Annotated in this window: 21 protein-coding genes; 7 read left to right on the plus strand and 14 right to left on the minus strand. The window is 51.4% G+C overall.

Going from position 1 to position 25687, the window contains the following annotated elements; genetic code table 11:
* The first annotated feature begins 82 nt into the window (after positions 1–82).
* Positions 83–1621 carry a sulfatase family protein gene (locus GC101_RS18250; protein ID WP_171718401.1) on the plus strand — a complete coding sequence of 513 codons (1539 nt, stop codon included), beginning with the start codon at positions 83–85 and terminating at the stop codon, positions 1619–1621.
* Positions 1622–1706: 85 nt separating this feature from the next.
* Here the strand turns inward: GC101_RS18250 and GC101_RS18255 are convergent, their stop codons facing one another.
* Both GC101_RS18255 and GC101_RS18260 read right to left on the minus strand, forming a co-directional pair.
* Positions 1707–2240, minus strand: a complete 534-nt coding sequence (locus GC101_RS18255) for a chromate transporter (RefSeq protein WP_171718402.1) — start codon at positions 2238–2240, stop codon at positions 1707–1709.
* A gap of 14 nt (positions 2241–2254) precedes the next feature.
* The gene (locus GC101_RS18260) at positions 2255–2890 is read right to left on the minus strand and encodes a chromate transporter (protein ID WP_171718403.1); all 636 of its coding nucleotides are present in this window, start codon (positions 2888–2890) and stop codon (positions 2255–2257) included.
* Between the two features lie 220 nt (positions 2891–3110).
* Between GC101_RS18260 and GC101_RS18265 the strand changes: the two genes are divergently transcribed.
* From GC101_RS18265 to GC101_RS18275, 3 genes are all read left to right on the plus strand, one after another.
* Positions 3111–4301 (plus strand): ROK family protein, encoded by a 1191-nt coding sequence (locus GC101_RS18265; RefSeq protein ID WP_171718404.1) that lies wholly within the window; start codon positions 3111–3113, stop codon positions 4299–4301.
* Positions 4302–4325: 24 nt separating this feature from the next.
* A complete protein-coding gene (locus GC101_RS18270; protein WP_343049749.1) occupies positions 4326–5480 on the plus strand; it encodes an anaerobic sulfatase maturase in 1155 nt (384 codons plus the stop codon).
* 163 nt (positions 5481–5643) lie between these two features.
* A complete protein-coding gene (locus GC101_RS18275; protein WP_171718405.1) occupies positions 5644–6498 on the plus strand; it encodes a YihY/virulence factor BrkB family protein in 855 nt (284 codons plus the stop codon).
* A 577-nt stretch (positions 6499–7075) separates the two neighbouring features.
* Here GC101_RS18275 and GC101_RS18280 read toward each other — a convergent pair.
* The 7 genes from GC101_RS18280 to GC101_RS36775 form a co-directional block, all read right to left on the minus strand.
* A complete protein-coding gene (locus GC101_RS18280; protein ID WP_171718406.1) occupies positions 7076–8485 on the minus strand; it encodes an FAD-dependent oxidoreductase in 1410 nt (469 codons plus the stop codon).
* Positions 8486–8516: 31 nt separating this feature from the next.
* Positions 8517–10076: an extracellular solute-binding protein gene (locus tag GC101_RS18285; RefSeq protein WP_171718407.1), complete on the minus strand. Its 1560-nt coding sequence runs from the start codon at positions 10074–10076 to the stop codon at positions 8517–8519.
* 64 nt (positions 10077–10140) lie between these two features.
* The gene (locus GC101_RS18290; protein WP_171718408.1) at positions 10141–11016 is read right to left on the minus strand and encodes a carbohydrate ABC transporter permease; all 876 of its coding nucleotides are present in this window, start codon (positions 11014–11016) and stop codon (positions 10141–10143) included.
* Positions 11017–11039: 23 nt separating this feature from the next.
* The gene (locus GC101_RS18295) at positions 11040–12011 is read right to left on the minus strand and encodes an ABC transporter permease (RefSeq protein ID WP_171718409.1); all 972 of its coding nucleotides are present in this window, start codon (positions 12009–12011) and stop codon (positions 11040–11042) included.
* Between the two features lie 107 nt (positions 12012–12118).
* Entirely contained in the window at positions 12119–13933 is a 1815-nt protein-coding gene (locus GC101_RS18300; RefSeq protein WP_171718410.1) for a histidine kinase, read from the minus strand.
* Between the two features lie 67 nt (positions 13934–14000).
* On the minus strand, positions 14001–15641 hold the full coding sequence (locus GC101_RS18305) for a response regulator transcription factor (protein WP_171718411.1): 1641 nt from the start codon (positions 15639–15641) through the stop codon (positions 14001–14003).
* 505 nt (positions 15642–16146) lie between these two features.
* The gene (locus tag GC101_RS36775) at positions 16147–16797 is read right to left on the minus strand and encodes a GNAT family N-acetyltransferase (protein WP_171718412.1); all 651 of its coding nucleotides are present in this window, start codon (positions 16795–16797) and stop codon (positions 16147–16149) included.
* A 189-nt stretch (positions 16798–16986) separates the two neighbouring features.
* On the opposite strand from GC101_RS36775, the gene GC101_RS18315 reads away from it, so the two are divergent.
* From GC101_RS18315 to GC101_RS18325, 3 genes are all read left to right on the plus strand, one after another.
* A complete protein-coding gene (locus tag GC101_RS18315) occupies positions 16987–17673 on the plus strand; it encodes a DUF7002 family protein (protein WP_171718413.1) in 687 nt (228 codons plus the stop codon).
* Positions 17674–17764: 91 nt separating this feature from the next.
* On the plus strand, positions 17765–18130 hold the full coding sequence (locus GC101_RS18320) for a PadR family transcriptional regulator (protein WP_246354393.1): 366 nt from the start codon (positions 17765–17767) through the stop codon (positions 18128–18130).
* A complete protein-coding gene (locus GC101_RS18325; protein WP_171718414.1) occupies positions 18127–19275 on the plus strand; it encodes a DUF2812 domain-containing protein in 1149 nt (382 codons plus the stop codon). Before GC101_RS18320 ends, GC101_RS18325 begins: the two co-directional genes overlap by 4 nt.
* 92 nt (positions 19276–19367) lie before the next feature.
* Here the strand turns inward: GC101_RS18325 and GC101_RS18330 are convergent, their stop codons facing one another.
* From GC101_RS18330 to GC101_RS18350, 5 genes are all read right to left on the minus strand, one after another.
* Positions 19368–20036, minus strand: a complete 669-nt coding sequence (locus GC101_RS18330; protein ID WP_039309052.1) for a GntR family transcriptional regulator — start codon at positions 20034–20036, stop codon at positions 19368–19370.
* Positions 20023–20715 (minus strand): hypothetical protein, encoded by a 693-nt coding sequence (locus GC101_RS18335; protein WP_425497152.1) that lies wholly within the window; start codon positions 20713–20715, stop codon positions 20023–20025. The genes GC101_RS18330 and GC101_RS18335 overlap by 14 nt, the downstream gene beginning before the upstream one ends.
* 72 nt (positions 20716–20787) lie before the next feature.
* Complete coding sequence (locus tag GC101_RS18340; protein WP_171718415.1) at positions 20788–22920, minus strand: hydantoinase/oxoprolinase family protein; 2133 nt, start codon at positions 22918–22920, stop codon at positions 20788–20790.
* A 101-nt stretch (positions 22921–23021) separates the two neighbouring features.
* Positions 23022–24368 (minus strand): citrate transporter, encoded by a 1347-nt coding sequence (locus GC101_RS18345; protein ID WP_218639448.1) that lies wholly within the window; start codon positions 24366–24368, stop codon positions 23022–23024.
* 840 nt (positions 24369–25208) lie between these two features.
* Positions 25209–25664 carry a hypothetical protein gene (locus GC101_RS18350; RefSeq protein WP_171718416.1) on the minus strand — a complete coding sequence of 152 codons (456 nt, stop codon included), beginning with the start codon at positions 25662–25664 and terminating at the stop codon, positions 25209–25211.
* Positions 25665–25687 lie beyond the last annotated feature (23 nt).

A 25687-nucleotide genomic window follows, 5' to 3' on the forward strand; every position in this document is an offset into this window, starting at 1 on the left:
CAAAATGACAATTCAGATCTAACATCAGGCTATTTAAAAAATGTTGTTTTTTCAATATTATCATAATAGGAGGCGATAACCATTGTCCAGTAGACCTAACATTTTACTAATTACCAGCGATCAACAGCATTGGAATACCATCGGTGCCTTCCAGCCCGAGATCTCCACCCCGAATCTGGACCGGCTGGCACAGCAAGGGACAACTTTCGGCCGGGCTTATTGCCCGAATCCAACCTGTACGCCAAGCCGTTCCTCTATCATCACGGGAATGTACCCGAGCCAGCATGGGGCATGGACACTCGGAACGAAGCTATTGGAGGACCGCCACACGGTAGGGGAAGACTTCAGTGAAGCGGGTTATCAGACCTCGCTGATCGGCAAAGCCCATTTTCAGCCCCTGAAGTCCACGGAGGAATATGAATCGAAGGAGGCTTACCCGCTGTTGCAGGATTTGGATTACTGGAGCGGTTTCCACGAGTCCTTCTACGGATTCGACCATGTGGAGCTTGCCCGGAACCATACGAACGAAGCTCATGTCGGCCAGCATTATGCCTTATGGCTGGAAGAACAGGGATGTCACAATTGGCGGGATTATTTCCTCCCTCCAACAGGGACAATGGACCCGTCTGTAACCTACACATGGCCCATTCCGGAGAAATACCATTACAACACCTGGATTGCAGAGCGGAGCAAGGCCCGCCTGGAAGAGCATCAACAATCAGGAGATCCGTTCTTTCTCTGGGCCAGCTTCTTTGATCCGCATCCTGAATATCTGGTGCCGGAGCCCTGGGATTCGATGTATAACCCTGACACGCTGACTATTCCTTCACTGACGCCCGGGGAACATGACCGGAATCCGCCGCATTTCGGCATGACACAGGAAGACAACCCCGACTTCTCGCAGTTCATGGAAACAGGCTTCGGCATTCACGGGTACCGCTCCCACCTGTATTATGAATACGGGGATAAAGCGCTCCTGACGGATTACGACAAAAAGAAACTGGTAGCGGTCTATTACGGAATGATCAGCATGATGGATAAGTATATTGGCAGCATTCTTGATAAGCTCGATGAACTGGGACTCGCCGAGAACACACTCGTCGTCTTTACAACCGATCACGGGCATTTCTTCGGACAACATGGTCTGCAGGCCAAAGGAGGATTTCATTACGAGGATTTAATTAAGCTTCCGTTCATCGTCAGATACCCCGGGCATGTTCCGGCAGGCAGACAGTCGGATGCAATCCAGTCACTTGTTGACCTGGCGCCTACCTTCTTATCCTTTGCCAATCTTCCTGTTCCTTCGTCGATGACCGGTGTGGATCAGAAGGACGTATGGCTGGGCCGCAAGAATCAGGCGCGTGACCATGCCATTTGTGAATTCCGGCATGAGCCCACGACCATTCACCAGAAGACTTATATTGATGCAAGATATAAAATTACGGTCTACTTCAATCAGCAGTACGGCGAAATCTTCGATTTAGTGCAGGACCCGCACGAACTTCATAATCTGTGGGACGAGCCGGAACACGGGCAGCTGAAGTCTGAGCTTCTGCTGAAATATATTTGGGCGGAGCTGGGCAAGGAACCGCTGCCTATGCCGAGAATACATCATGCCTGAAGCAGGCCGGTGCATGAAGAAATAAGAAAGCGTGAGCAAGGGTTCCTCCCTTCGCTCACGCTTTTTTTTGGAATAATATATTTAGTCAGAAAATAACAATGCCTGCTACCGCCGACAGGAGGATCACCGCAAACGGATGCACCTTATATTTGGCAACAAGAACGAGACATCCGCCGCAGATCAGCAGCGAGCCCGCCATAGTCCAGCTTAACCAGGACCCGCTTTGTCCGCTAAATGCGAAATGAACCGCCGCATAGAGAATCAAGCCGGTTACAATCGGACGCAGTCCGTAGAATGAAGATCTGACCCAGTCATTGCTCTGCAGCTTCAGAAAGAAGACAGCGATACAAATGACGATAATAAGCGATGGCAGAATAATGCCGACCGTTGCCGCTATCGCTCCCCCTAGCCCGGCTTTGGAGTATCCGATCAGGGTCGCGGTATTCGTCGCGATGGAGCCCGGAGCCATCCCTGCCAAAGAAACAATTTCCTGAAAAGCGCCGCTGCCCATCCATCCTTTTTCGGAAACCTCCCGCTGAATCAGCGTAATAACCGCATAACCGCCCCCAAAAGAAACTAACCCCACTTTTATAAAAACCAGCAACAGCTCCCACAGCATAAGATAATCACCCTTCAGATGTAGTATTCAGGAAACTGCAGGTCACGGCGTTCCTCCGTTCTCACCTTTTCCGTAACTACGCTCATCCCCTGTTTCTTTTTGTACAGAACCACCAGGACCCCGGCTGTCAGCCCGCCCACAATCAGGTAAAACGGATGAATCTGCGTGAACAACAGCAAGGCCAGCGATACAGCTACAAGCACAAACGTCGCCGCGTCCAGAACAGAAGCTTTCCACATCTTACCGGCCGCAACAATAATCAAGGCTGCTACCGCGGCATGAATGCCCTTCAAAGCAGCTTCTACCTTGACGTTGTCTTTGAATAAAAGCCTGAGCCCGCTGAGGAGGAACACGATCAGGAAGGTAGGCAGGGTTATTGCAGTGACGGCAGCCACGGCTCCCGCCACTCCGCCAAGACGATAGCCGATAAACGTTGCGCTATTGACGGCAACCCCTCCAGGAGCGGAACCGGACACGGATATCATGTCACCCATTTCCTCTTCATTCATCCAGCCCTTTTTTCGTACAATTTCTTCTTCGATGGTTGCAATCATGGCATAACCGCCTCCAAAGGTGGAGGGTCCAATTTTGAAAAATACGCAAAAAATACTCCAAAGCAAATTCATTTTCCTGCCGACTCTTTGCTTCATTCCCGTTCACCCTTACATTCTTTTCTGCTCTCCCAAGAGATGTCACTTGTATTTTAGCATAATTAATTTCATTTTGGATTAAAGTCATGAATTTTATTGTAAATATTCTGTTATTACTTCATAATCAGAGTGTATATAGACTTATTTTCGTTGTATAAATATCATTTTGGAATTATCTTAGGTATTCCTACTAATAAACTTGGAAATGGAGATAAGCCTGATGCTGCCCCACCCTAATACGTCTATCAAAAAACAGGTCTATGACCGCATATCCTATCTGGGAACTGCCTCCAAAGCCGATTTGTTGAATGATTTTGCACTGACCAGCAGCAGTATGACACGTCTTCTTGATGAGATGTCATCCCAGGGGTTAATTATTGCCTCCGGGCTGGGAACCTCCAAAGGCGGGAGGAAGCCCATCCTGTTCCAGTGTAACCCGGCATACAGGTATCTGTTCGGGCTGGAAATTTCCCGCATTCATTCTTCACTTGGCTTGTATGATATGCATTTCAATCTGCTGTCTATGACCCGGTGGACAATGGATGATAGCATGACGCCCCCGCTTTTCGCGGATCATGTTGCTGACAGTGCCCGGGCTCTTCTGTCGGAGTATGGAATATCGCCAGGCAGCGTTCTGGGGTTGGGGATAGGCTCTGTCGGTCCCTTGAACTCTGAACGCGGGATTATTCTGGAGCCGGAGCACTTTCCGGCCGCCTCCTGGACAAATGTCCCCATCTGCGAAATGCTGGAGGCACGGCTTGAAATACCGGTCAAGCTTGACAATGGCGCAAACTGCGCCCTCATCGGTGAGCACCGGGCTCTTAAGTCCAACAATTATCAGCACATCCTGTATGTACATGCCGGAACAACTATAAGATTCGCGATGATGTCCGGCGGCCATATCGTTCGGGGCGCCTCCGGGGCAGAGGGAGCGCTGGGACAGATGATTATCCAGACCAACGGCCCCAGACTGCACGGCAAAGGAAACTACGGAGCCCTTGAAGCCTTCGTGTCTGTTCCGGCGCTGGAAGAGCGTGTACGCACACAGTTAAAGATTGGACGCAGCAGCTTACTAGCGGAGATTTCTCCGGAACAGGTCACCTTTAACTCCATATCTGAAGCTCTCCAACAAGGGGACAAGCTCGTTACTGAACAATTCACGGAATCGTCTGCGTACCTGGGGATCGGGCTGGCTAATCTGATTAATACCCTTCATCCGGAGTGTGTCGTTCTGGGCGGCCCCCTGGTCCGGGCTCATCAGCTTGTATTCGACACATCAGTTGAGGTCGCCAGGAAGAACACTTATCCCTCCCCCGAGAACATTCCGTTTTTTACGCAAGGACATCTTAAAGAAGAGGCCGTAGCCACCGGAGCGGCCATCATGCTGCTAAATGACTGGTATGTGGAATAAATAGGAAGACAGGAGGGGATTGCTGTGTCTCTCAATTGCGCTGCCGGTTCTCAGTCCGGTTTAGGTGTCATGTGGAAGACGGTATCAGAGGATTGTAATCTGGCTTGTGACTATTGTTATTACAGTACCTGTGGAGGGAAGCCCGGACCGGCAATTAACCGGATCGATTCTTTCATTCTGGATAAATTCATCCAGGATTATATGCAGCACAGCTCAGGCAGTGCCACCTTCGCCTGGCAGGGCGGAGAACCGCTGCTGGCAGGCTACGAATTCTTCGAAGAAGTCGTATACCGCCAGGCTCTGCATGCCCCGCCGCATACGGTTATCAGTAATTCCCTGCAGACCAACGCCACACTGATCAACGGGCGGTGGGCTGCCTTCTTCAAAACTTATCATTTCCTGATCGGAGTCAGTCTGGACGGCCCGCAGCAGATTCATGACTCACGCCGGGTGAATGCCGCAGGCAAAGGCAGTTATAGCCAGGTGATGAACGGCATCGGCCATCTTCGCCGGCACCAGGTTGACTTTAATATTTTGACAGTAATTCATAAAGGCAATGTGGGCAAAGCCCGGGAACTGATGGCGTTCTACCGGGAGCAGGACTTCCGGTTCATTCAGTTTATCCCCTGCATGGACTTCAGAGCCCAGCAGGTTGATCAGCCGGGGGAATATGAAATTTCAGCGGACGAATACGGGGAGTTCCTGTGTGAAGCCTTCGACGAATGGTATCAGGACGGCAAGCCCGAAATATCGGTACGGTTCTTCGATAATATGCTCAGCGTCTACCTGGGCGGGGAAGCGGAATCCTGTGTACACCGCGCAGCATGTCCTTCAAGCCTGGTGCTGGAGCAGAACGGGGACGCCTTCCCCTGCGATTTCTACATCAATGAGGAGTGGAAGGTCGGCAACGTTGCCGAAGATTCCATTGCGGATATGCTTGCCCATCCCAACTTTAGGCGGTTCCACCGGATGAAGCCCGCTCTCCCGGACAAATGTCAATCCTGCGAATGGCAGCGGTTGTGTTATGGCGGATGCCCCCGGAACCGGAAATGGAACACGGAGGAAGGCCTCAGCGGTCCCGACTATTTTTGCCAGAGCTATATGCGCATCTACGCTTACGCTGATGAGAGAATGCAGAAGCTGGCGGACCGGCTGCGTCTTCCCAAGGTAATGCCTTAACCTGTTCCGTAATTAATAGTCTACCGCCATTCTGTTTCTTACCTCCCCCTGTGTTAAAATAAGACCAAGCTTGCTGATCCTAAGGATAATTTTGTGCGGGACACATATATATGGATATATTTTCATAAACAAGCCTATACCGCAATAAGTGAAGGAGGGCTATATGAGCAGAAGGACTGCCGGTTCCGGCGGCACATTCACATTCATCAAACAGCTGCTGCAAAAAATCAAAGCCGATGACGTCCAGGGGATCAGCGCACAGCTGACCTATTATCTGATTCTGTCGCTGTTTCCCTTTCTGATCTTCATTATGACCCTGATCGGGTACGCGAATATTTCCCTGGAGGACAAAATCCAGCAGCTGGAACAGGTGATGCCTGCCGAAGCCGTCTCTATTATAGAAGAGATTCTGCAGGATGTGTCCGAGGGACGCAGTCAGGCGCTGTTATCCTTCGGGATGCTGGCTACACTCTGGGCCGCTTCCAAGGGGGTCAATGCAATCATTAAGGGGCTCAACCGCGCTTACGACATTGATGAGAGCCGGGCCTTCTGGAAAATAAGAGGGATCGCCTTCCTCGCTACCCTGACGATCGGTTTTGTCGTACTGCTCAGCATTCTGCTGCTGGTCCTCGGTACATGGCTCAAGACACAGGTCTTCCTGTTGACCGATCTGCCTTACGGTTTCCAGAAGCTATGGGATCTGCTGCAATACGCCGTGCCGCTGCTGGTCATGTTCATTGTGTTCACCCTACTCTACTGGATCGCCCCAAGCCGCAGGCTGGCTCTGCGTGAGGTGGTGCCCGGTGCGCTGTTCTCGACCCTCGGCTGGATTATTACATCAGTTCTCTTCTCCATTTATGTCAATCAGTTCAGTGATTTCACCAAAACCTACGGCAGTCTCGGGGGCGTAATGATTCTGCTCATCTGGCTGTATATCAGCTCGATTATTATCCTCGCCGGCGGCGAGATCAACGCGATCCTACTCAAACGCAAGGTTGACGGAGCCACGGTAAAATAATAGGATTATCAGTATTTTTAACAGCAACTAACTTGGGGCTGCATCCGCTGGAATCAGAGGGATGCAGCCTCATTCGGCTCGTCTACTCTACCGTTGGCACATTGTATTCGGTTTTTCGCATACATTCGGCTCGTCCACCCTATCATTGGCACATTGTATTCGGTTTTTCGCATACATTCGGCTCGTCTACCCTATCATGGGCACATTGTATTCGGTTTTTCGCATACATTCGGCTCGTCCACCCTATCATGGGCACATTGTATTCGGTTTTTCGCATACATTCGGCTCGTCCACCCTATCATTGGCACATTGTATTCGGTTTTTCGCATACATTCGGTTCGTCTACCCTATCATGGGCACATTGTATTCGGTTTTTCGCATACATTCGGTTCATCTACCCTATCAGGGGCACATTGTATTCGGTTTTTCGCATACATTCGGCTCGTTAACCCTATCGTCTCTTAGGCCCCTCGTTAAAGCGTACGATTCCTGTACAACAAGACAGGCAACCCCCCGACGCCCGGGAGATTGCCTGCTTGGAAACAGCTATTAGCTAAGCATTATTTTGCTTCGTATCTCAGTGATACCTCACCGGTTTTCCCTCTTCTCCTGCCGCCGCACCCGGATCACCAAATCCTGTTCCGTCTGCGGGATCCGGCAGATAAGCGCCTTCCTCCTTCAGCCGCTTGCGCAACACAGCTACATCCACCGCATGCACATCATAATCCGGCAGATTCGCGGCAAGTGCTGCGGCTATCCCGGCCGCTTCGCCCATCGCCAGACAGACCGGCATCACCCGCACACTCCCCTGCACCTCACGGACACAGGAGATCGAGCGTCCCGCGACCAGCACATTCTTCAGTGTACGCGGCGTCAGGCAGCGGTATGGAATGCCGTGCGATTCTCCCGGACCGTAGCGTTTAATGACCTCCGGCTTGCCCCCGGCCTGCTTCTCTTCCTTCTCCGTCCCATGGATATCAATGAAGTAGCTATTGCGGCAGATTTCATCCGCAAAGCTGCGGCGGTTAACGTAATCCTCCACACTCAGCACATAATCACCGGTAATTCTCCGCGTCTCCCGTACGCCCATCAGCGAGCCGGTGTTGGCTACATAAGAACTGCCGAACGCGGCAGGCATGTATTCTGCCAGGGCATCCCTATAGACGGAGGCCAGCTTCCTTCCCTGCATCAATGCAGCGGATACGGAGAAGGCATCCGTATTATCCACATCCCATAGATGTCCCGCGTTGAAGCCCACCGTCCGGGGAGCAATGACATTGTTACAGATATGCGAGTCCGGAATTAAGGGGAATTTGCCGGAGCCCAGAATATCGAAGATCGGGCTGGTTTTGTTATTGTTATGCAGCAGCGGACCGTTCAGATAAGCATATTCATCGACATTGCCCAAGGTAAAACAGTGCGTGGCAGGCATCAGCTCACCGGTTGCCGTATTACCCTTGAGATATTCCGCTCCCGCCCAGGCCGCTACATCGGCATCGCCCGTGCAGTCGATATAGACCTTGGCCTTCAGCGCCTGCAGTCCATTCTTGCTGGCAGTAATCAGCGCCAGCACATTACCTTCCTCATCCGCCTCCACGGAACCCAGCTGCGTATTGAACAGCACCGTGGCCCCTGCTCCGGCTACCAGCTCATCATAGATGACCTTGAGCTTCTCGGGCTCGATCGGAACCCAGTCCATCGCCTCTTTGCTCACATGCGGCATCTGCGCCTTCAAGGCTTCAAACACCTTCATCGCCAGTCCCCGGTAGATGATCGTCTTCATGTCCGAGAACGGGCACCAGGCCGGCACTAGTCCCGATGTGCCCATTCCGCCCAGGCTGCCTGTTGCTTCGATCAGCAACGTCTTTGCCCCTTCCCGGGCTGCGGCAGCGGCCGCCGTACAACCCGCCGGCCCGCCGCCTGCAACGATGACATCCCAGGAATCCTGCAGCGGAATTTCACGGCTCCGCATCCTGTAGCTGTTCATTCTTTTACCTCCTAAAAAGTTTTCTTTGATTCTATTTCTTCACTGTAGCATACCAGTCATTTACCTCTTTGGTGCTGGCCTCTCCGCCTGCAGCTTTATATTTCCCGGCGAAATCAGCCACAGCATCCGGGGACTCTTCACCGACAATGACTTTGACGGCGAAATCATTAATCATCTGATTCAGCGAAGCGTTGTTCTTCGAATATTCCGGCAGAGATGGTGCCAGCGCCAGCGGATCGGCAATTCTCGCTTCCGCCGGAAGCTCATTGTTCAGATAAGAGAAGCCTGCAAACAGGCGGGCATCCTTCTGCACCCGGGCCTGCCAATAGATCGGGTACAGCTTCTCGTCTATACCGGTCAGATAATTGCTGGCGTTGCCGCGTTCGTCCGTGAACAGCGGCAGGATCGGACTGTAGACACCGTCTTTATACGTATGATGTTTGCCTTCTTCACCGATGGCAATCAGCTTGAAGGTTTCTTTTTCCAGCTTGGCATTGATCCATTTAATCGCATCTTCAGGATGCTTCGCAGATTTGGGAATGAAGGTGATGCGGTCGAACCCGCCGCTCATGCCGAGGCCCATTTGACCGTCTTTGCCTTTGAGGGCAGGAAGGTAAGCATATTTGGCATCAGGAAAGTTCTTGGTCAGGGCATCGGCAATTCCGGGAATATCATACCAAGGCAGCTGAATGACTCCAATTTTGCCGCTGGTGAATTTCTCCTTCAGAGTAGCATCCTTGTTCACGGCAAATTCTTTATCGAGCAGACCCTGTTTATACAAATCGGACATGTACGTCAAATATTCCTTGAAGCCCGGATGCAGCGGGGCCGGAACCAGCTGGCCGTCCACCGTATTCCAGCTCGTGCCTATTCCGAAGGCACCTGTAATATTCGCCGTTGTTGCCAGTGCACCATCGATTGACATCGGGGCGCCGCTGTTCCCGGTTCCGCCAGGATCTTTCTCCTTGAAGGCCTTCAGCACTTCGGTGAACTCCTCCAGTGTAGTCGGCGTCTTCAGCCCCAGCTTATCGAGCCAGTCCTGGCGGATCATCAGATCGGCACCGGCAAATTGTGAGGAGCTGTTGGGAATACCATAGATTTTGCCGTCAATTTTCATTGCATCGAAGGACGCCTGGGAGATGGAAGCTTTGATATTATCGCCGAACTCCTCGATGAGCGGGGTCAGATCCACCAGTGCGCCCATTTTGGCATAATCGGTATACACGGCTTTTTCACCGGAAATGGTAATGACATCATACGGCTCGGCAGAGGAGATCAGCAGATTGAGCTTATCCATCGCCTTGTCGGCGGGTAGCATCTCATACTTCACCTTATAGCCGGTCCGCTCTTCGATCACCTTGGCCAGCGGATACGTATTGTAATCATCCTTCGACCACAGATTAAGCGATTTCAACTCCGGCTTGGCAGCATTCTCTGACGTTCCCGGTGCGGCGGTTGCTTCTGCAGAAGCTGGTGCTGCTGTTGAAGCGTTCTCCCCGTTACTATTCGTGTTGTTAGAAGAACCACAGGCAGTTGCAGCGAGCAGCAGCCCGGTACTCAGCAGGAGTGACAGCCACTTCGTCTGTTTCATTAAGATAACCCCCTATAAGTTTTGTGAGCTTAAGCTTCCAGTCTTACTTCGTACAAAATCCGCCTCAGCCTTTAACCGAGCCAATCAGTACACCTTTGATGAAATACTTCTGCAGGAACGGATATACGAACAGAATCGGAACCGTTGAAGCCACAACAGTTGCGGCGCGTATGCCCTCCGGCGACATGTTCATCAGGTCATCCACACTTTTATTAACTGCGTTGGCTGCACTGGCGTCCATCACCACATCCTGAAGATAGAGCTGCAAGGTCTTAAGCGCGGTATCGTTGATGTAGATCATTGGCCCGAAGTAATCATTCCAGTACCCGACGGCATAGAAAAGCGCAATCGTAGCAATCACCGGCATACTGAGCGGCAGAATAATCCGGAACAGAATCGTATACGTCTTGGCTCCGTCGATCCGCGCCGACTCCTCCAGGGCTTCGGGAAGACTCTCATAGTAGCTTTTTATCACCAGCATGTTGAACACACTGATCATTCCGGGCAGGATAAGCACCCACAGATTATTGATCAGATGCAGCTGGCGCATCAGCAGGTAATTGGGAATAAGCCCGCCGCTGAACAGCATCGTGAAGATGAACAGCACCATGAAAAAGGAAATGCCCGGCAGATTCCGTTTGGATAACGGATAGGCCGTAAGTGCCGTCATTAAGATGGAGATCAGGGTGCCCACTACCGTGACGCCTACGGATACGCAGAACGCCCGGATGAACATTGAGGAAGAGATAACCTCCCGCAAGGTGTCGAGCTGGAAGCCTACCGGCAGAATGCCTACTTTTCCCGAAGTAATTGCCCATTCCTCACTGACCGATTTCGATAATACGTTAACCAGCGGCAGCAGCATCATCACTCCGAGCACAATCAGGAACAGGTAGACAAAGATATCGAGCAGCCTGTCGCCTTTGGTTCGTTTGGTCATGGATTATACTGTCTCCTTCCCGCCTACCAGATTCCGCGGTTCAGCAGCTTCCGGCTGATATAATTTCCCGAAACGATGAGGATGAAGCCTACTACCGAGTTGAACAGGCCCACCGCGGTGCTGAAGCTGTAATCCATTTTGCCCAGCCCGATGCGGTAGACGAAGGTGCCGATCACATCCGCCGTCTCATAGACTACCGGATTGTACATGGTCAGAATCTGCTCCGTTCCCGCATCGAGCACCGAGCCCAGCCGGAGAATGAACATCAGCACCACAGTCGGCAGGATACCCGGCAGTGAGATATGCAGCATTCTGCGGATTCGACCCGCCCCGTCAATGGCAGCCGCCTCGTATTGCTCCTGATCGATCCCGGCAATGGCGGCAATAAAGACGATCGCATTCCACCCTGATTCCTTCCAGCCGGCCGTAAAGACAACCACACTGCGGAAATAATCATTGCTGACAAAAAAGCTGACCGGTTCTCCGCCGAACCACTGAATGATATTATTGACCAGTCCGCCCGAGGTGGAGAGGATGGTGACGAACAACCCGGAAATAATCACCCAGGACAGAAAATGCGGGAGATAAATAATCGTCTGGATCGTCCGTTTAAAGAACATCAGCCTGACCTCGTTCAGCACCAGCGCGATGAGGACCGGCACCGGGAACAGCAGGACAATCTTGTACACACTGATAAGCAGTGTATTCATGAATACCCTTCCGAATTCGTCCGATTGAATAAGCTTATGGAATTGCTCCAGCCCTACCCATTCACTGCCTCTGATGCCCTCGAAAATGTTGAAATCCTGAAATGCGATCAGCACTCCGTACAGCGGTGTATATTTGAAGAGTAGCAGAAACAGCAGACCGGGTATCAGCAGTACATAATAATCCCTGTTTCTCCAGGCGAGCCTCCACTTGCTGGCGGACCTGATTCTGGTTGCCTGAAGTTTGCTCTTCCGGTTCAAATCCGTGACACTCCCACCCAATTTCATTCACCCCCATCTGTTTGTGAGTTGATTATACTGAGAAACCGGGGGGCGGTTGTAGATGGTAATCTGATTATTTCTGGTCTTACGCGACTGTATATCAGGCAATCTGCTTATTCGAATGGAACCGCTTTAATTCTGATGTTGATCACAGTTCCTTGGCCGGGTTCGGTTTCAATGGACAAGCCATACCGGTTGCCGGCAAAATATCGTATCCGCTCGTTGACATTATAGAGTCCGAAGGAGCCCGGCATCCCGTCACTGCGCAGCTCGGAGGAAGGCTCCAGCAGCAGCCGTCTGGCCTGCTCCGGACTCATGCCGATCCCGTCATCGGACACCGCCAGAAGGATGTCCTCCTGCTCCCGGCGGGCTGTTATGGCGATATTCCCCTGCTTCCTGCGGGTTTTGCGGATACCATGCAGCAGCGCATTCTCCACCAGCGGCTGGAGGGTAAGCTTGGGAATCATATACTGTTCAAGTCCCGGCTCTACTTGGACGCTGAAGGTGAAGGTGGACGGAAAGCGGTTCTGCTGAATCTCCATGAACACCTTGGCCAGATTCAGTTCATCGGCAAGGCTGACATTATCCCGCCCCTGATTCAGGCTAAGCCGGAAATAGCGGGCCAGCGCCTCAATCATCTGGCTGGTATCCTCCGCATCATGCGAAATTGCCGACCAGTTGATCATATCCAGCGCATTATAGAGAAAATGCGGATTAATCTGGGCCTGCAGGGTTCTCAGCTGCGCCTCCCGCTCCTGCATCTTCGCCTGATAAGATTCCTCCATCAGAATGTTGACCTTGTGAATCAGGTGGTCCACACTGCGTTCCAGCAGCCGGAAGTCCCCGTCCGGCATTGTCCTTCTATCCTCCAGCCAGCCGATGCCCTCCTTGCGGATCATCCGCAGAATCATCTGCACTCTGCGCTGCATGTTCTGCACGAGGAACATCAGCAGCACAAACACGAGTACCAGGAACATGACCGTGATCCCTGCCAGCGTGGCAATGCTGGTGAACTGGTTCATTGCAGTTGCCCGGTGAGAAATCTCGGATTCAGAGACTTGGGAGATCATTTTCCACCCTGAAGTACCGATCGTGGTATAGACCACATTAACCTCTTCACGCCCGAGGGTCCGCTTAACGATTCCCTCCTCCGATTGCTTAATCGTATCCAGCAGTTCTTCCGGCAGCATGCTGACTTCCTGCGGACCGTTCTCCCCGGTGCTGTAGATCAGCCGGCCCTCACTATCCAGAAGATAAGGGGCATAGCTGTCCGAGAAATGAAGCTCTGACATGACTTCTGCGATCAGATCCTGGGATACATCCATCACCAGTATGCCGATGGTCTCTTCATATGCCTTGGGATTGCGCAGCATCCTTGCGGCAGAGAAAATCTTTTTGTCACCGAAATCGATATAACTCTCCTCATACACCCCGGTCCAGACCATACCGCCCCCGGCCTCCAGCACCTGCCTGTACCACGGATAATGCTCTACATCAGATAGCGGATACAGATTCACCCGGTCCCCTCCGTACATCCGGGAAGGATCAACAAAAAACCGCAGCCGGAAAATATCCTCATTCTCCTGGGCGGTTTCGGCTAAATTGCGCAGCTCCTTAAGCTGGTTAAGCTCATCGGTGATGCTGTCCTTCTGCTGCAGATTACTGTAGAGTACCTGGTTCATGAACACCGAATTGCTGCTGTCACGGATATGATCCAGCTTATAGGTCAGATTCATCCCTGCCTGCTTAAGGGTCAGCTGCATCGTACTGGTGACTTCTTGCTCCAGAATGTCACTGGACCGCTGATAGAAGGAAGCCAGCATGACGGATACCGGCAGCAGAATGAGTATCACATAGGCAATCAGCCACTTTCTTGCCGCCAGAATCCCCTGGCCCAGTCCGGTCAAATAGCTCCAGCCCTTTTTCACTGCACAGCCTCCTTATATGGCATGCTTACATTCCTGTGCGGCCTGATCTTCATAGGATTGCCCCTGCTCATAGACTCTGCTCCCTGTAGGCGCTGGGGGTAATTCCGGTTATTTTCTTGAACAGCTTACTGAAATGGCTGGGATCGCTGTAGCCGACCGCATAACAGATTTCGTAGAATTTGTTCTGCGGGTCTCTAAGCAGCTTCTTCGCCTGCTCGATTCTGACCTTGGTCAGATACTCGAACAGCGTTTCGCCCGTTTCCTGCTTGAACAGCAGCCGGACATAGGTCGGACTGAGATAGACGCCTGCCGCAATATCCGCCACTGCCAGATTCTCCGGGTACCGTTCTCCAATCAGCTGACGGACCCGTTCTATCACTTCGCTTGTCTTGCCGCTGCGCTTCATCCCGACGAAATCACAGACCTCAAGCAAATAGGCTTCTGTATATCCCAGCAGATCCTGCATCGTCTCCTGGCGCGCAACCTGTTTCCAGGCGGCCGTCTCGCGCTTTTCCCATTCCTCCGTCATCCCGCCAAGCTCCAGCAGCACCTGGCCGGACTGCAGAATCAGATGCAGACTGACATTCTGCGCATACCGCGCCCCTTGTCCCCGGTTCTGCCCAAGCAGACTGAAGATGTCACCAAGCTCCGTCTGCAGACGTCCGCGGTCTCCGGATTTCAGGGCAGACCACACCCGCTCCCCCCACTCCGGCTCGTACCGGTAACGCAGATTCTCACCGCGCTCTCCGGACACGATATTGTCCATGGTCAGAATCCGGTTCTTGCCCAGATACCACTTCTGGTCAGCTGCATCCCTCGCCTGTTTGTAGGAGGACGGGATCTCCGGCAAGTGCTCAACCCCCTCGCCGACACCGATGGTTACACTGAGCTTCAGCCATTGCCGCAGATTGCTGCGGATTGATTCTGCCAGCACCAGCAGGTCATTCTCTGGAAATTCGCTGAACTCCTGCGCCTGCAATTGTCCGGCCAGCAGAATCCCGACGTACTCTCCCGGCTCCTTCTCGAAGGTCACACCGCGCATCTGCTTGTCAATCAGCTCCTGGATGATATTCAGCACCGTATAGGACAGCAGCTGTCTGTCCTGCTCGCTGCGGGTGTCCAGCACCTGCGGCACATCATCGAGCAGAATGACCATGAGGATGTAGCTGTCTGCTGCGAGCTGCTGCAAGCCCAGAAATTCCAGCTTGTCCTGAATATGCGCGGTATGAACACCATCGCTGATTACGGACAGCAGGAACTTCTCGCGCAGCAGCGGCATGCTCTGCGTCAGCTTCACCTGCATCTCCTTGATCCGCTTGCGCTCCTGCGTCTCCGCATCCAGCGCAGCAGTCACCTTGCCCATCACCACCGACAGCTCCTTGCGGCTAACCGGCTTAAAAATATAGTCCGCCGCATGCATCTGCAGCGCGGACTTAAGGTATCCGGCATCGTTGTGGCCGCTGATGAAGACGATCTTGGCCTCCGGCAGCAGCGCCCGGACCTCAGCCGCCATGCGGATGCCGTCCATGGACGGCATCTGGACATCCGTCAGTACGATATCCGGCTTCAGCTCACGGATCAGCGCCAGCCCCGTGTCCCCGTCATCTGCGGTTCCAACCAGCTCAATCCCCTGTGCCGCCCAGTCCACATAGGTCCGCAGCCCGTTCACCACCGACGGCTCATCATCCACAATCACCAGTCTTTTCATTTCCTTGTCCCCTTCAATAGTGAATCTGTCCAGGTTAGACGGAGTTTGACAATATAATGGTGCATATGGAGAGTAAATGGTTTTTACTGGATTGAATAACCTGCTGACCTGAATTTCTACATCCAAGGTGCATCTCCTGCAAGAAAGCAATAAATAAGGGGCCGATGATGCAAGTAGACCGCGAATAACAGCACATAGGCAGCACAAACAGCCGTTCCACCCGGACTCAGATTCCGTTATTTCGGGAAAAACAGCTGTTTTGCCGGCTTCGCGGACTGAGATTCCGCTATGCTCTGAATGATGGGTCTAATTCTGGTGTTCTAAGCTGAATAGGCGATTCTCAGTCCACTTCATCTCTAAATTTGCAGATGCCTGCAAAATAAGGTCCCTACAGTCCGTCACGGTTGGATGGGAGCAAACAGCATCTCAACTCTACATCACCAATCGCAACTCCCCTCCCCCGATCAGCGCCTCCACTCCACAGCATATAGCATCAAGCCCCCCGCTACCCTTCTTCACTCACCGTGTAAGCCAGGCAGGCAAGGGCTTCCGCCTGCTTGAAGCCTTCCCCAATATACAAAGCCTGCGCCCGTTCGTTCTCTGCATTCACACACAGGACGGTGCGCGCATACGACTGTTCTGCCGCGAACCGGAGTGCTGCCCGCAGTAGAATTCTGCCGAGTCCTCTCCCCTGAGCCTCCGGCAATACTGCCAGCGGCCCGATACTCATGGCAGGCTCATCCTCATACTCATCGGCGCAGCCGCGTACAATTCCCACGGGTTTTCCGTTATGGTACAGTATCAATAAGCCGCCTTCTATATAGTCGGCTCCGCTGATCATCTGCTTCACCATCGCTGGTGTGGCCGGCGTCTCGTTGCCCTGCAGCTTAGCGAAACCGGCATTTCGCACTTCACACCAGACGGCTTCATCCGTTCCGGCGCGGAAGGGAATGAGCTCGTAACCGGCGGGCAGGCTGACCTCAGGAATGTGCGGCTCCTCTCTTACGAGGACATAGGTATACCGCTCCACCGCAAACCGCACGGCTGCCAACGCCTCCATCGCCGCAGTATTTACCGCGGGAACAAACAGATTCAGCTTATCCATTCCGGCAGCATGGGGCAGAATCGCCTCTAGCAGATCCTGGTATACCTTCACATCTGGGGTGTCCGCATGAAGGATTCTGAATCTGGCCTTGCGCCCGGTGCTTCCGGCAAAAATTCAAAAACGCCTCCACTCTGCTATGTTCGAGTGCTTCAGCTTTCATCATTCTCATCCTTTCCCTTTCAGCAATTCCTTTTCTAAAATAACAAAATATTGATTTCGCGCAAAGGATAAAATAACACTATGAAACATTCACTGATTGCAGCCATTACTAAAAGCCCGCTCCGCACTTCGTTATACCACTTCACCCGGGCCCGGAATTTGCCCGCCATGGCTGCACTTGACGCATTATTCGCCCCAGCCGTATTAAGTCCAGATCATGCAGCCGGAGCACGCAGAACTACAGCCCTCCAGATTGAATACGCCGGTCAGCCGGTTGTCCTGAATTCCCATCTGCGCATCACACCTGAAGCGATGGACCCGGACACAACCCCTGAAGAATTCCGTCTCTGCCTTGACCGACATGTGTTCTTATGGCCGACCTGGCGGGATTGCCTGGCGATGGCGGCGATGTATTCCCGTAGAGAGCCCGGTGAAGTTTTTGCCATCCTGAAATTCGATGCCAGCGAGCTGCTCACCGGACAGTTTGATCAGATCAGGCTATCCAAATATGATTCCGGCAGCTCGCCCAGATTCCCGCACCGGATGTCCTACCGCAAAAGCTGCGGGATGCTGCTGCCCCTTACAGAGTTCATGTCAGCAACCGGGCAGGCGATACCCACCAAACCATCGGAGATCAAGGAAGTGCTGGTCGAAGGACAAATATCCCCGCTCAGCCGGTATTTGCAAACGGTTTATTGTTCGGAGCCGCAGCTGGTTCCTGATAGCTGGCAGCCTGTATGTCAACCGCTGACTCTGACGGCACATTAATTGCCCTAACCTTGAAACTTATGTCGCATCGTGATATAGTCACGTTATGACATAGTCACGGCAAGACATATTATATTGAAGGCCATGAGTTATGCACAATGAACTGGCGAAGCAGGTGAATGTGTTGTCCACAATGGATAAAGTGCTGAAAAAGTACGTGCCGATGACAGAGACGGCCTTCTATATTCTGTTGTCCCTAACCATACCCCGCCACGGATATGGAATCATCAAGCATGTGGATGAGCTGTCTGAGGGACGGCTTAGACTGGGTTCCGGTACGGTATATGGAACTTTGACGAAGATGAACAAGGATGGTCTGATTGTTATATTCGCTGATGAAGAGAGAAAAACGGTATACGAGGTTTCAGATCTGGGGAAAGCACTAATGCGCGCAGAAATCAGCAGATTAAAGGAACTTCACCGCAATGCCATTACCAGTGAGGAGGAATTTGTATGAAAAGGGTATTTCGGCCCTTCTGGAGCTACGACCTGCCCAAGTCAGAAGCCTGGCTGGCCGATATGGCTAGTCAGGGTTGGGTGCTGATGGAGTGGAATCTGCTACTCCGGCGGTTCACCTTCCGGCAAGATCAACCGGCACAACGTTCCTATCAGATCGGTTATGCTCCATCCTCGCAGCCTTCCATGTCTTCTTCTCTTGCCGCTCAAGGCTGGAGCAAGCACCTGCAGCAAGGCAAGTGGAGCGTCTACGAGAATGATCAGCAGCCGTCACAGATTAAGGCTTACCCTTCCCGCAAGGATGTCTTGAGGCGAAACCGCAAGATCTCATATCTTTTTATGGGAATACTTCTTTATTTGCTGCTCATTGCAATGATTCCGCTGATTGCTCTAGGCTTTTCCTTGACCCAGGATGCTCCACTTCAGGTACAGCCAAGCCCTATGTGGGCAGTAACCTGGGCCGCAGCAGCCTTGGCTGTGATCCTGCTCGTACTTGCAATCTATTCGATTATTAAGCTCCGGGCGGCCAGCAAGGGGTTACTCTTGAATCATGAGGACTTCAAGAAGTCACACGAACCGCAGAAGCCAGCGGGTGTTACGATGACGAAGTTGAAGTTAGGCTGGATGTACGCTCCTGACCGGCTGGAGGAATGGCTGGAGAATAAGGAACGGCTGGGCTGGAATCTGTATAAAGTCGGCCCGGGAGGCACCCTGTTCCATTTCAGCCAAGGCAGTCCACGTATCATGAAGTATCACGCCGACTATCAGGTCATTGGCGATGAAGAATATTTCGAGCTGCACCGGCAGGCAGGCTGGAATAAAGTCTATAGCTCGTCCTCTTCTCTGCAGAAATGGACCCTCTGGAGCCGGGAGGAGCTGGACCGTGCTGAACAACCGGAGATCTACAGTGACCCGTACCACCGCTTGAAGCACGCCCGTAAAATTGCCATCAGCTATACAGCATTGTTTCTTCCGGTGATTCTGCTCTACAGCCTGAATGTGACGGCATTTATTGACGGCATGCTGCAAGACGGAATCACCGCTTCCCGGGCATGGAATACTTCACTTATGTTCCTCAGTATCCTTCTCTTCGGCTCATTCGCAGGCAGAACCTGGCTGTATTACCGGCGGCTTAAGAAGCTGTAGGTATTGCACCGCAACAAAAGGCGTATACCGGAAGTCATACTCCAAACGGAGCAGGCTTCAAGGATACGCCTTAAACATATGCTTACCATATTTCAGAAAAATTGCGGGTATTGCTTGGACATCACCTGTACCCGTTCCAGCAATGTATTGGAATGCTCCATCACAATCTTGCGCATTCCCTCCACATCACGCTTGCGGGTGGCCGCTACCATCTTCACATGTTTATCAATATCGGATTGCTGCACGCCCTCCATCTTGCCATAGAGCAGACGGATACGGTTATAGTGCGAGGCTACCTCTTCAATCGTAAACCAGGATAGCTCTTCCCCGGCCGTCTGAAAGATCAGCTGGTGGAAACGATTGTCCTTGAAGTAAAATTCCCGGAAATATTTCTTGTCCATATATTTCTTCTGTTTGTTAATCAGTTCCTGCATCGTATCTGCTACAAGCTCACTGCACTTGCGGATGAATTCATCGATCACGGCAGATTCAAGCGATGTGCGGATGAACCATTCCTCACGGACCCGCTGCAGATCAATTTTTGAGACTACTGTTTTGCGCTGAGGATATATTTCCACCAGTCCAGACTGTTGAAGGCGGACTACTGCTTCCCGTACCGGTGTCCGGCTTACGCCATAGCGTTCAGAGAGCTTCTGCACACTGACATCCATTCCCGGCTCCAACGTCATATTCATGATGTCTTCTCTTATTTTATTGTAAGTTACATCATTTAGTGAATTACTGTTATTAATAATCTTCAACGGGTTCCCTACACCTTCCTGAACTCACTCCTAGTACATCACGATATATTTTCTCCGCACTGGCAGCATCATAGCTGTAATACAACAGAACATCCAGAATAAACGGCGCGTAGCTGAGTCTATTCAGTTCCTGTGTAAAGGCCATGGCTCCCACTTCACTCAAGGTGCGTATTGTAGAATAATTCTTGAACCCAAGCAGGTTCCATAGCAGAATCTTCTCAGTCCGGGTGTAGATTTCATGTGCAAACTGGTCTTCTACAAAATGAAAAATTTCGTGTCCAAGGATAGTATTCATTATACCAGCTTGCTGAAAAAGTTCAACTAGCGCCGGCTCTTCCTCCTGGACCAGCTCCGCCGCTCTGCGCACGGGCTCCTCCATAATTTCGATTGTGTACGGCGGGGTATAGCAGGCAAAAAGCACACGTTTCCCTGTCATAAGCGCACTTTGAAATTCTAGCTTCAGCTTCAATTTGTCCGCGATCACGCGGACATCACGGGTTCCGTATTCACGGATGATCCGCTGTGCATAGGCTTTACCGCAGGCTGTAGCTTTGGCAATCATCTCTGTCTTGGTTTCAGGCAGAATGCGCCGGTTCAGAATGTCCCTGGAAAAAGCGTACAGCCCCCAAGCCTCATCCTCTACCTGCAGCAAATCACGCATCATTACACCCAGCTTCATCTGCACCTGCATGCTGCCCCCATTCTTCATTCCTTCATTAATATGGCTATGAATAACTTCAATAGATTAGCGTTAGCTCTGCTTGACATTGGCAGCGACAACGATAACCTCCGTATCCGGCTCAAACGTGGAAATTTCGATATCCATCAGCAGCTCCAGCTGTTCGAAATCGGAAGCGGTAAAGTCCATCACCCGGGCACCGATACACAGATAGAAGTCCGGCCGGGCGATCAGTTCAGTCTGGTAGACGGCCATAGCCTCCCAGAGCTTTTTGACGGCATTCAGGTAATCTCCGGCAGTTGTCTTGAGGGCCATTGCCCGGCCTCGTTGCACCTTAATGAACCCTTTGGTGTCCAGAATGCGGACTGCACCCGCTTCACCGGCCTTCTCAACCTTTTCGCCGAAAATACTGACATACCTCGTTTTCTCAAGCAGCTGTGTCCGGTCGATGGAAATACGCATATCCTTCGCGGCCAGCTCGCGGAGCTCCGCTTCATCACATTCCTTCAGCAGCTCGGTCGTCTTCACTTCCGTGGAACCCGTAGCAATCGCGGTAACCTTGGACGTCTGCGGATCGATATCGATATGGATCTCGATGCTTTCCGGAGTGGCTCCGCTCTGAATCGCCTTGTTCATCGCTTCCATTTTGAGTGCGGCAATCACTTCTTTGGAAGGTGACGGAATGATCCGCTCTACCACGTCCCGCACCATGGACAGGGCAACACCAATGGACGAGATTACCTCAGCATTCTCAGGGATGCTGTATTTCAGGCCCATTTTCTCAGAGAAATAGACAATGAGCGAAGCGGCTCCCCCGCCAACTCCGACCAGAGAGATCTGGTCTTTCTCCAGTTTATATTTCTCGGCCAGCGACAGAATGATCGGTTCGATCTTCGCATACGCTTTTTCCATAATCTGCTTGGCAATATCTTCTACCGTCGTTCCGCAATAATCAGCCAGCGCCTGCATCGCCCGTCTGGCAGCTTCCACATTCCCGTAGGAGAAATGCTCCGGCTTCACAAGGCCCAGCACGTTCGCAGCACAGGAATTCGTGATCGTCACACGCTCCCCGTTCTCCAGACGGATGGCGACATAATCTGCCGGATCACCCGGTTTGGGCGAGAAAAATTCCACCTTGGCACCCTTAATCTTGTCCGGATCGGTAAATACCGAATAATCCAGGCCGCCGATATGTGCCGATCTCGGTCCGACATCCACCACTCCGCTTTTGTTCGCCCGGATCATTGAACCGCCCGCGACACCGAGGACGCGCACATCCAGTGAATTGACATAGGTCGGATGACCGCCGACGATGGAATAATCAATGGCCGGACGGCCGTTTTTGATAACCCCGATATTGGTTGTGGTTCCACCTACCTCGAAATACACACCGTTAGAGGCTCTCAGATACATCAAAGACCCCATGACTGAGGCCGCCGGACCCGACAGCATCGTAAGCACAGGACGTTTCTTCATTTCGCTGATTTCCATAACCCCGCCGTCGCCTCTCATGATCATCAGAGGTACATGGACGCCGGCTTCCCTTACAGACTGTTCGGTTGAATTGGCGGTATCCAGCATCTTGGGCAGAATGCTTGCATTGATTGCTGCTGTTCTAGTTCTGCGGGTGAGCCCGTACAATTTGGTGATATCGGACGCCATGGTGGTCGGGATGCCTTTTTTCTCCGCTTCTATATATACAAGCTCTTCAGGTCTGCCATTATCTACGCCAAAAGCCATGGAAGGCACAATCACCTGTGCTCCCTGACGCTTAAGATCATCGATGACCTGCAGCACGGAGGCTTCGGACATTTTCTTAATATTAATGAAGCTATTGTAGATTTTGATCTCTTTGCTGTTGCCCAGATCGATGTTCTGCAGTTTGGTCTGACGTTTGGCCAGCCACCCTTCAAGGCCGCCCTTAGCCATGCCAATGATGCCAACCTGTGCGATATCGCCTTCAATCAGCGCATTGGTTGCCTGCGTTGTGCTGTGTGCAACGAAGACTACATCTTCCGGCTTGATGTTATTTTCTTTCAGACAATTCTGAAAACATTTCACAACACCGGCGGCTACACCTCTCGCATGATCATGCGTAGTCTTGACGGACGATTTCCCGATAATTTCATGTGTTTCGTTGTCGATGGCAACTGCTTTTGTATGTGTTCCGCCGACGTCGATCCCCATTCTAACCATTTTACCCATATGATTTCTCCGTTTCTCTTCATTAAATTGTACTGAAGGTTGAATAACCGGCTCCTGACGGACAGGGACGCAGCAGCCGGTTCATTTGGACATAAGCGGTGCTACACCAAATTGCCGTACATGAAGAATACAATCGCACAGAGAATAATCCCGATAATCCAGCCTGTAGGAATGGACATCTTCATATATTCCTTGGCCGGAACCTTCGTATATCCGAAGCCCCAGGCTACCCAGGATTGGGTAACGTCCAAATGCTGCGGCGCTACTGTAGTGATGGCGAACAAAGGATACAGGAACTGTACAGGCCAGGCTGCGGTAGCCACAACTACTGCCAGAATGGCCGAACCGGAACCGACCAGGTTCATCGGGCCGCGGAAGAAGCCGAGCGGTGTCAGGATGGCGAATACGATACAGAGCAATAACGCCGTCTGAGGCATTGCACCGTCAAGCAAGGTTTTGAAATAAGGCGAAGCATAGGTTGCCGCATTATTGAACATGGACAATGTGAGCAAGAATCCGATCATCGGCGCCACATCGATGGCCCCGTCTGCGAATTGCTTAGACAGCATTCTGCAAACGCTTGCAAAACCACCCTTTAACTTGCCGCAGGTCAGTAAGGCGAACAGACCGGCAACGATAAATCCGAAGATAATCGGAAGCTTGAACACCACCACACCGATTACCGGCAGGATGATGGAAATCCAGGAGATTGCAGGGGCATCAACCGTAGTTCCGGCATCCGGAGTGGCTGCCCAGGCACGGGAGACCTTCTTGTTCATGGACAGGTTAGATACCACCAGAACAACGATCAGGGAGACAGCCATCGCAATCATGCCGAATTTGAAGTATGTATTGTAGTCGTAGCTGGCATAACTTTCATTGGCTGTGGCAAAAATAGCCTGATACTGCTTGAAGTTAACAATGTTCCCGAAAATACCGGCCATAATGGAGCCCATGAAGGAGAACAAGGCAATCGGTGAAGGTATTCCCAGTGACAGCATGATCGGCAGTACGATTACGGCAATGGAGATTACCGGACCGATACCCGTCATAGAGGTGAAGATTACCGCAGTAACAATACATAAGAGCGACATCGTAATTCTTGGTTTGTCTCCGCCGAGCTCTACCACCTTACGGATCAGCGTTGCAGCAATCCCTGTGTCGATCAAGACTCTGCCGAAGAAGGCGCCGAAGAAGATGTTAACCAGAATCGCTTTACCGTAGTTCTCCGGACCCGTCTGGAAGACGTTCGTCAGGACGTCAATAAAGGTCTTGCCCTCCATAACGGAGGTTGGATGAATAGAATTGCCGATCAGGGCAATCGAGGTCCACAGGACCGACATGACGAAGAAACCCACCATGAGGTTATACCCCTTGACGCAATACCACACCAATCCAAAAAATGATAATACCATAATGAAACCGATTACAACATTAGCCACATCCACAAAATAACCTCCTGTAATAGGAATATATGAATAACATGCTAACATGCTATATAGCCTCACTGACATGTTAGTTTGTCTCGGGAAAATATTAACATGTTAGTTACTCGGGCGTCAACACAATTCTGCGCGGTGAATTCCACTGCCTTGTCAGCCTCAAAAACACTGATAAACGTTGATTCTGCCGGGTGAACCAGTGACTTATCCGCAGGGAAAAAGTGCGAAATTAACATGATATCTCCTTATCAGGAGGAGTTACTGTCAGGAAGGACACACGGTGGGATAATTAGTGCTGGGTATGCTGGCGCTAGACCGGGTGGATGATTCGAGGCGGATCGGTGACCTGAGGCTAATAATGACATATGGCGGATGGATGACGTGTGGTGGGAATAGATGGATTGAAAACAGCTGGGTTGGAGCGATATTGATAGGGATGGTGTTAGCTTGGGTTGGTATGAAGAAAGTTGTTGGTGTTGGTGCTTCTGCCGCTGACGGTTGAGGTGGAGCTGGGAGCCCTGTTAGGGGTTGGGTGGGAGTTAGTTGGTTAGTTGAGGTTGGAAGTTTGAGTTATCGAACTATACGTCTATGCTGCCACTACTCCTTGCGGACACCAGAGACGTTATATCCGGAAAATAGGATGTTTTATGAGTCTTGCGGACTGAGATGCACTTATTCCTTCAATCTATCGCCCTTTCTTTGCCATTTATCCTAAATAACGCCCCTCATGTCCGCAAGTCCACCACATAATCGCGTAACGAACAAGCATGTCACATTGATTAAGCTCGTCCTCTGAATAAGATAATTCTGGTCGCAGACCGTACCGAAAAACACTTTAGAATGCACTTATATCCATGTTTGAAATGATTTATTGACCATCTTTACATTGTTCATTTTTGCCCAACTCTTTAAATCCGAGATACCTTTATCTTCATCCTTTGAATACCTGAATGCCATATCCAATGGGACGATCTTCCTCCTGTAAGGCAATATCCCAATAACAGGTTTAAAGTAACCCCTGATCATTATCACTTTAATATCCTTTGAATCAACAATATTCCCGTTTAATATAATTTGCTCATTAGATAAGCATAACTCGGTTAGTTTCTTAAAAAAGGTTCTGTACAATGCAAGTAATAGTAGAACTAAACCCAAAAGAACCACTGTTAACGAAGTGTAGAATACCCCACTCTGATTCCATAATCTCACTACAAGAACAGATTGACTCGATATCATAGCAATCATGCCTATAATGGTTCCAATCCTTGATGGATTTTTAACTGGATACTTTATTTCCGTCAACGTTGTCCCTCCTGGTCAAATCC

It is taken from the genome of Paenibacillus phytohabitans, assembly GCF_013141775.1.
In the GTDB taxonomy this organism is placed as follows: Bacteria; Bacillota; Bacilli; order Paenibacillales; family Paenibacillaceae; genus Paenibacillus_AQ; species Paenibacillus_AQ phytohabitans.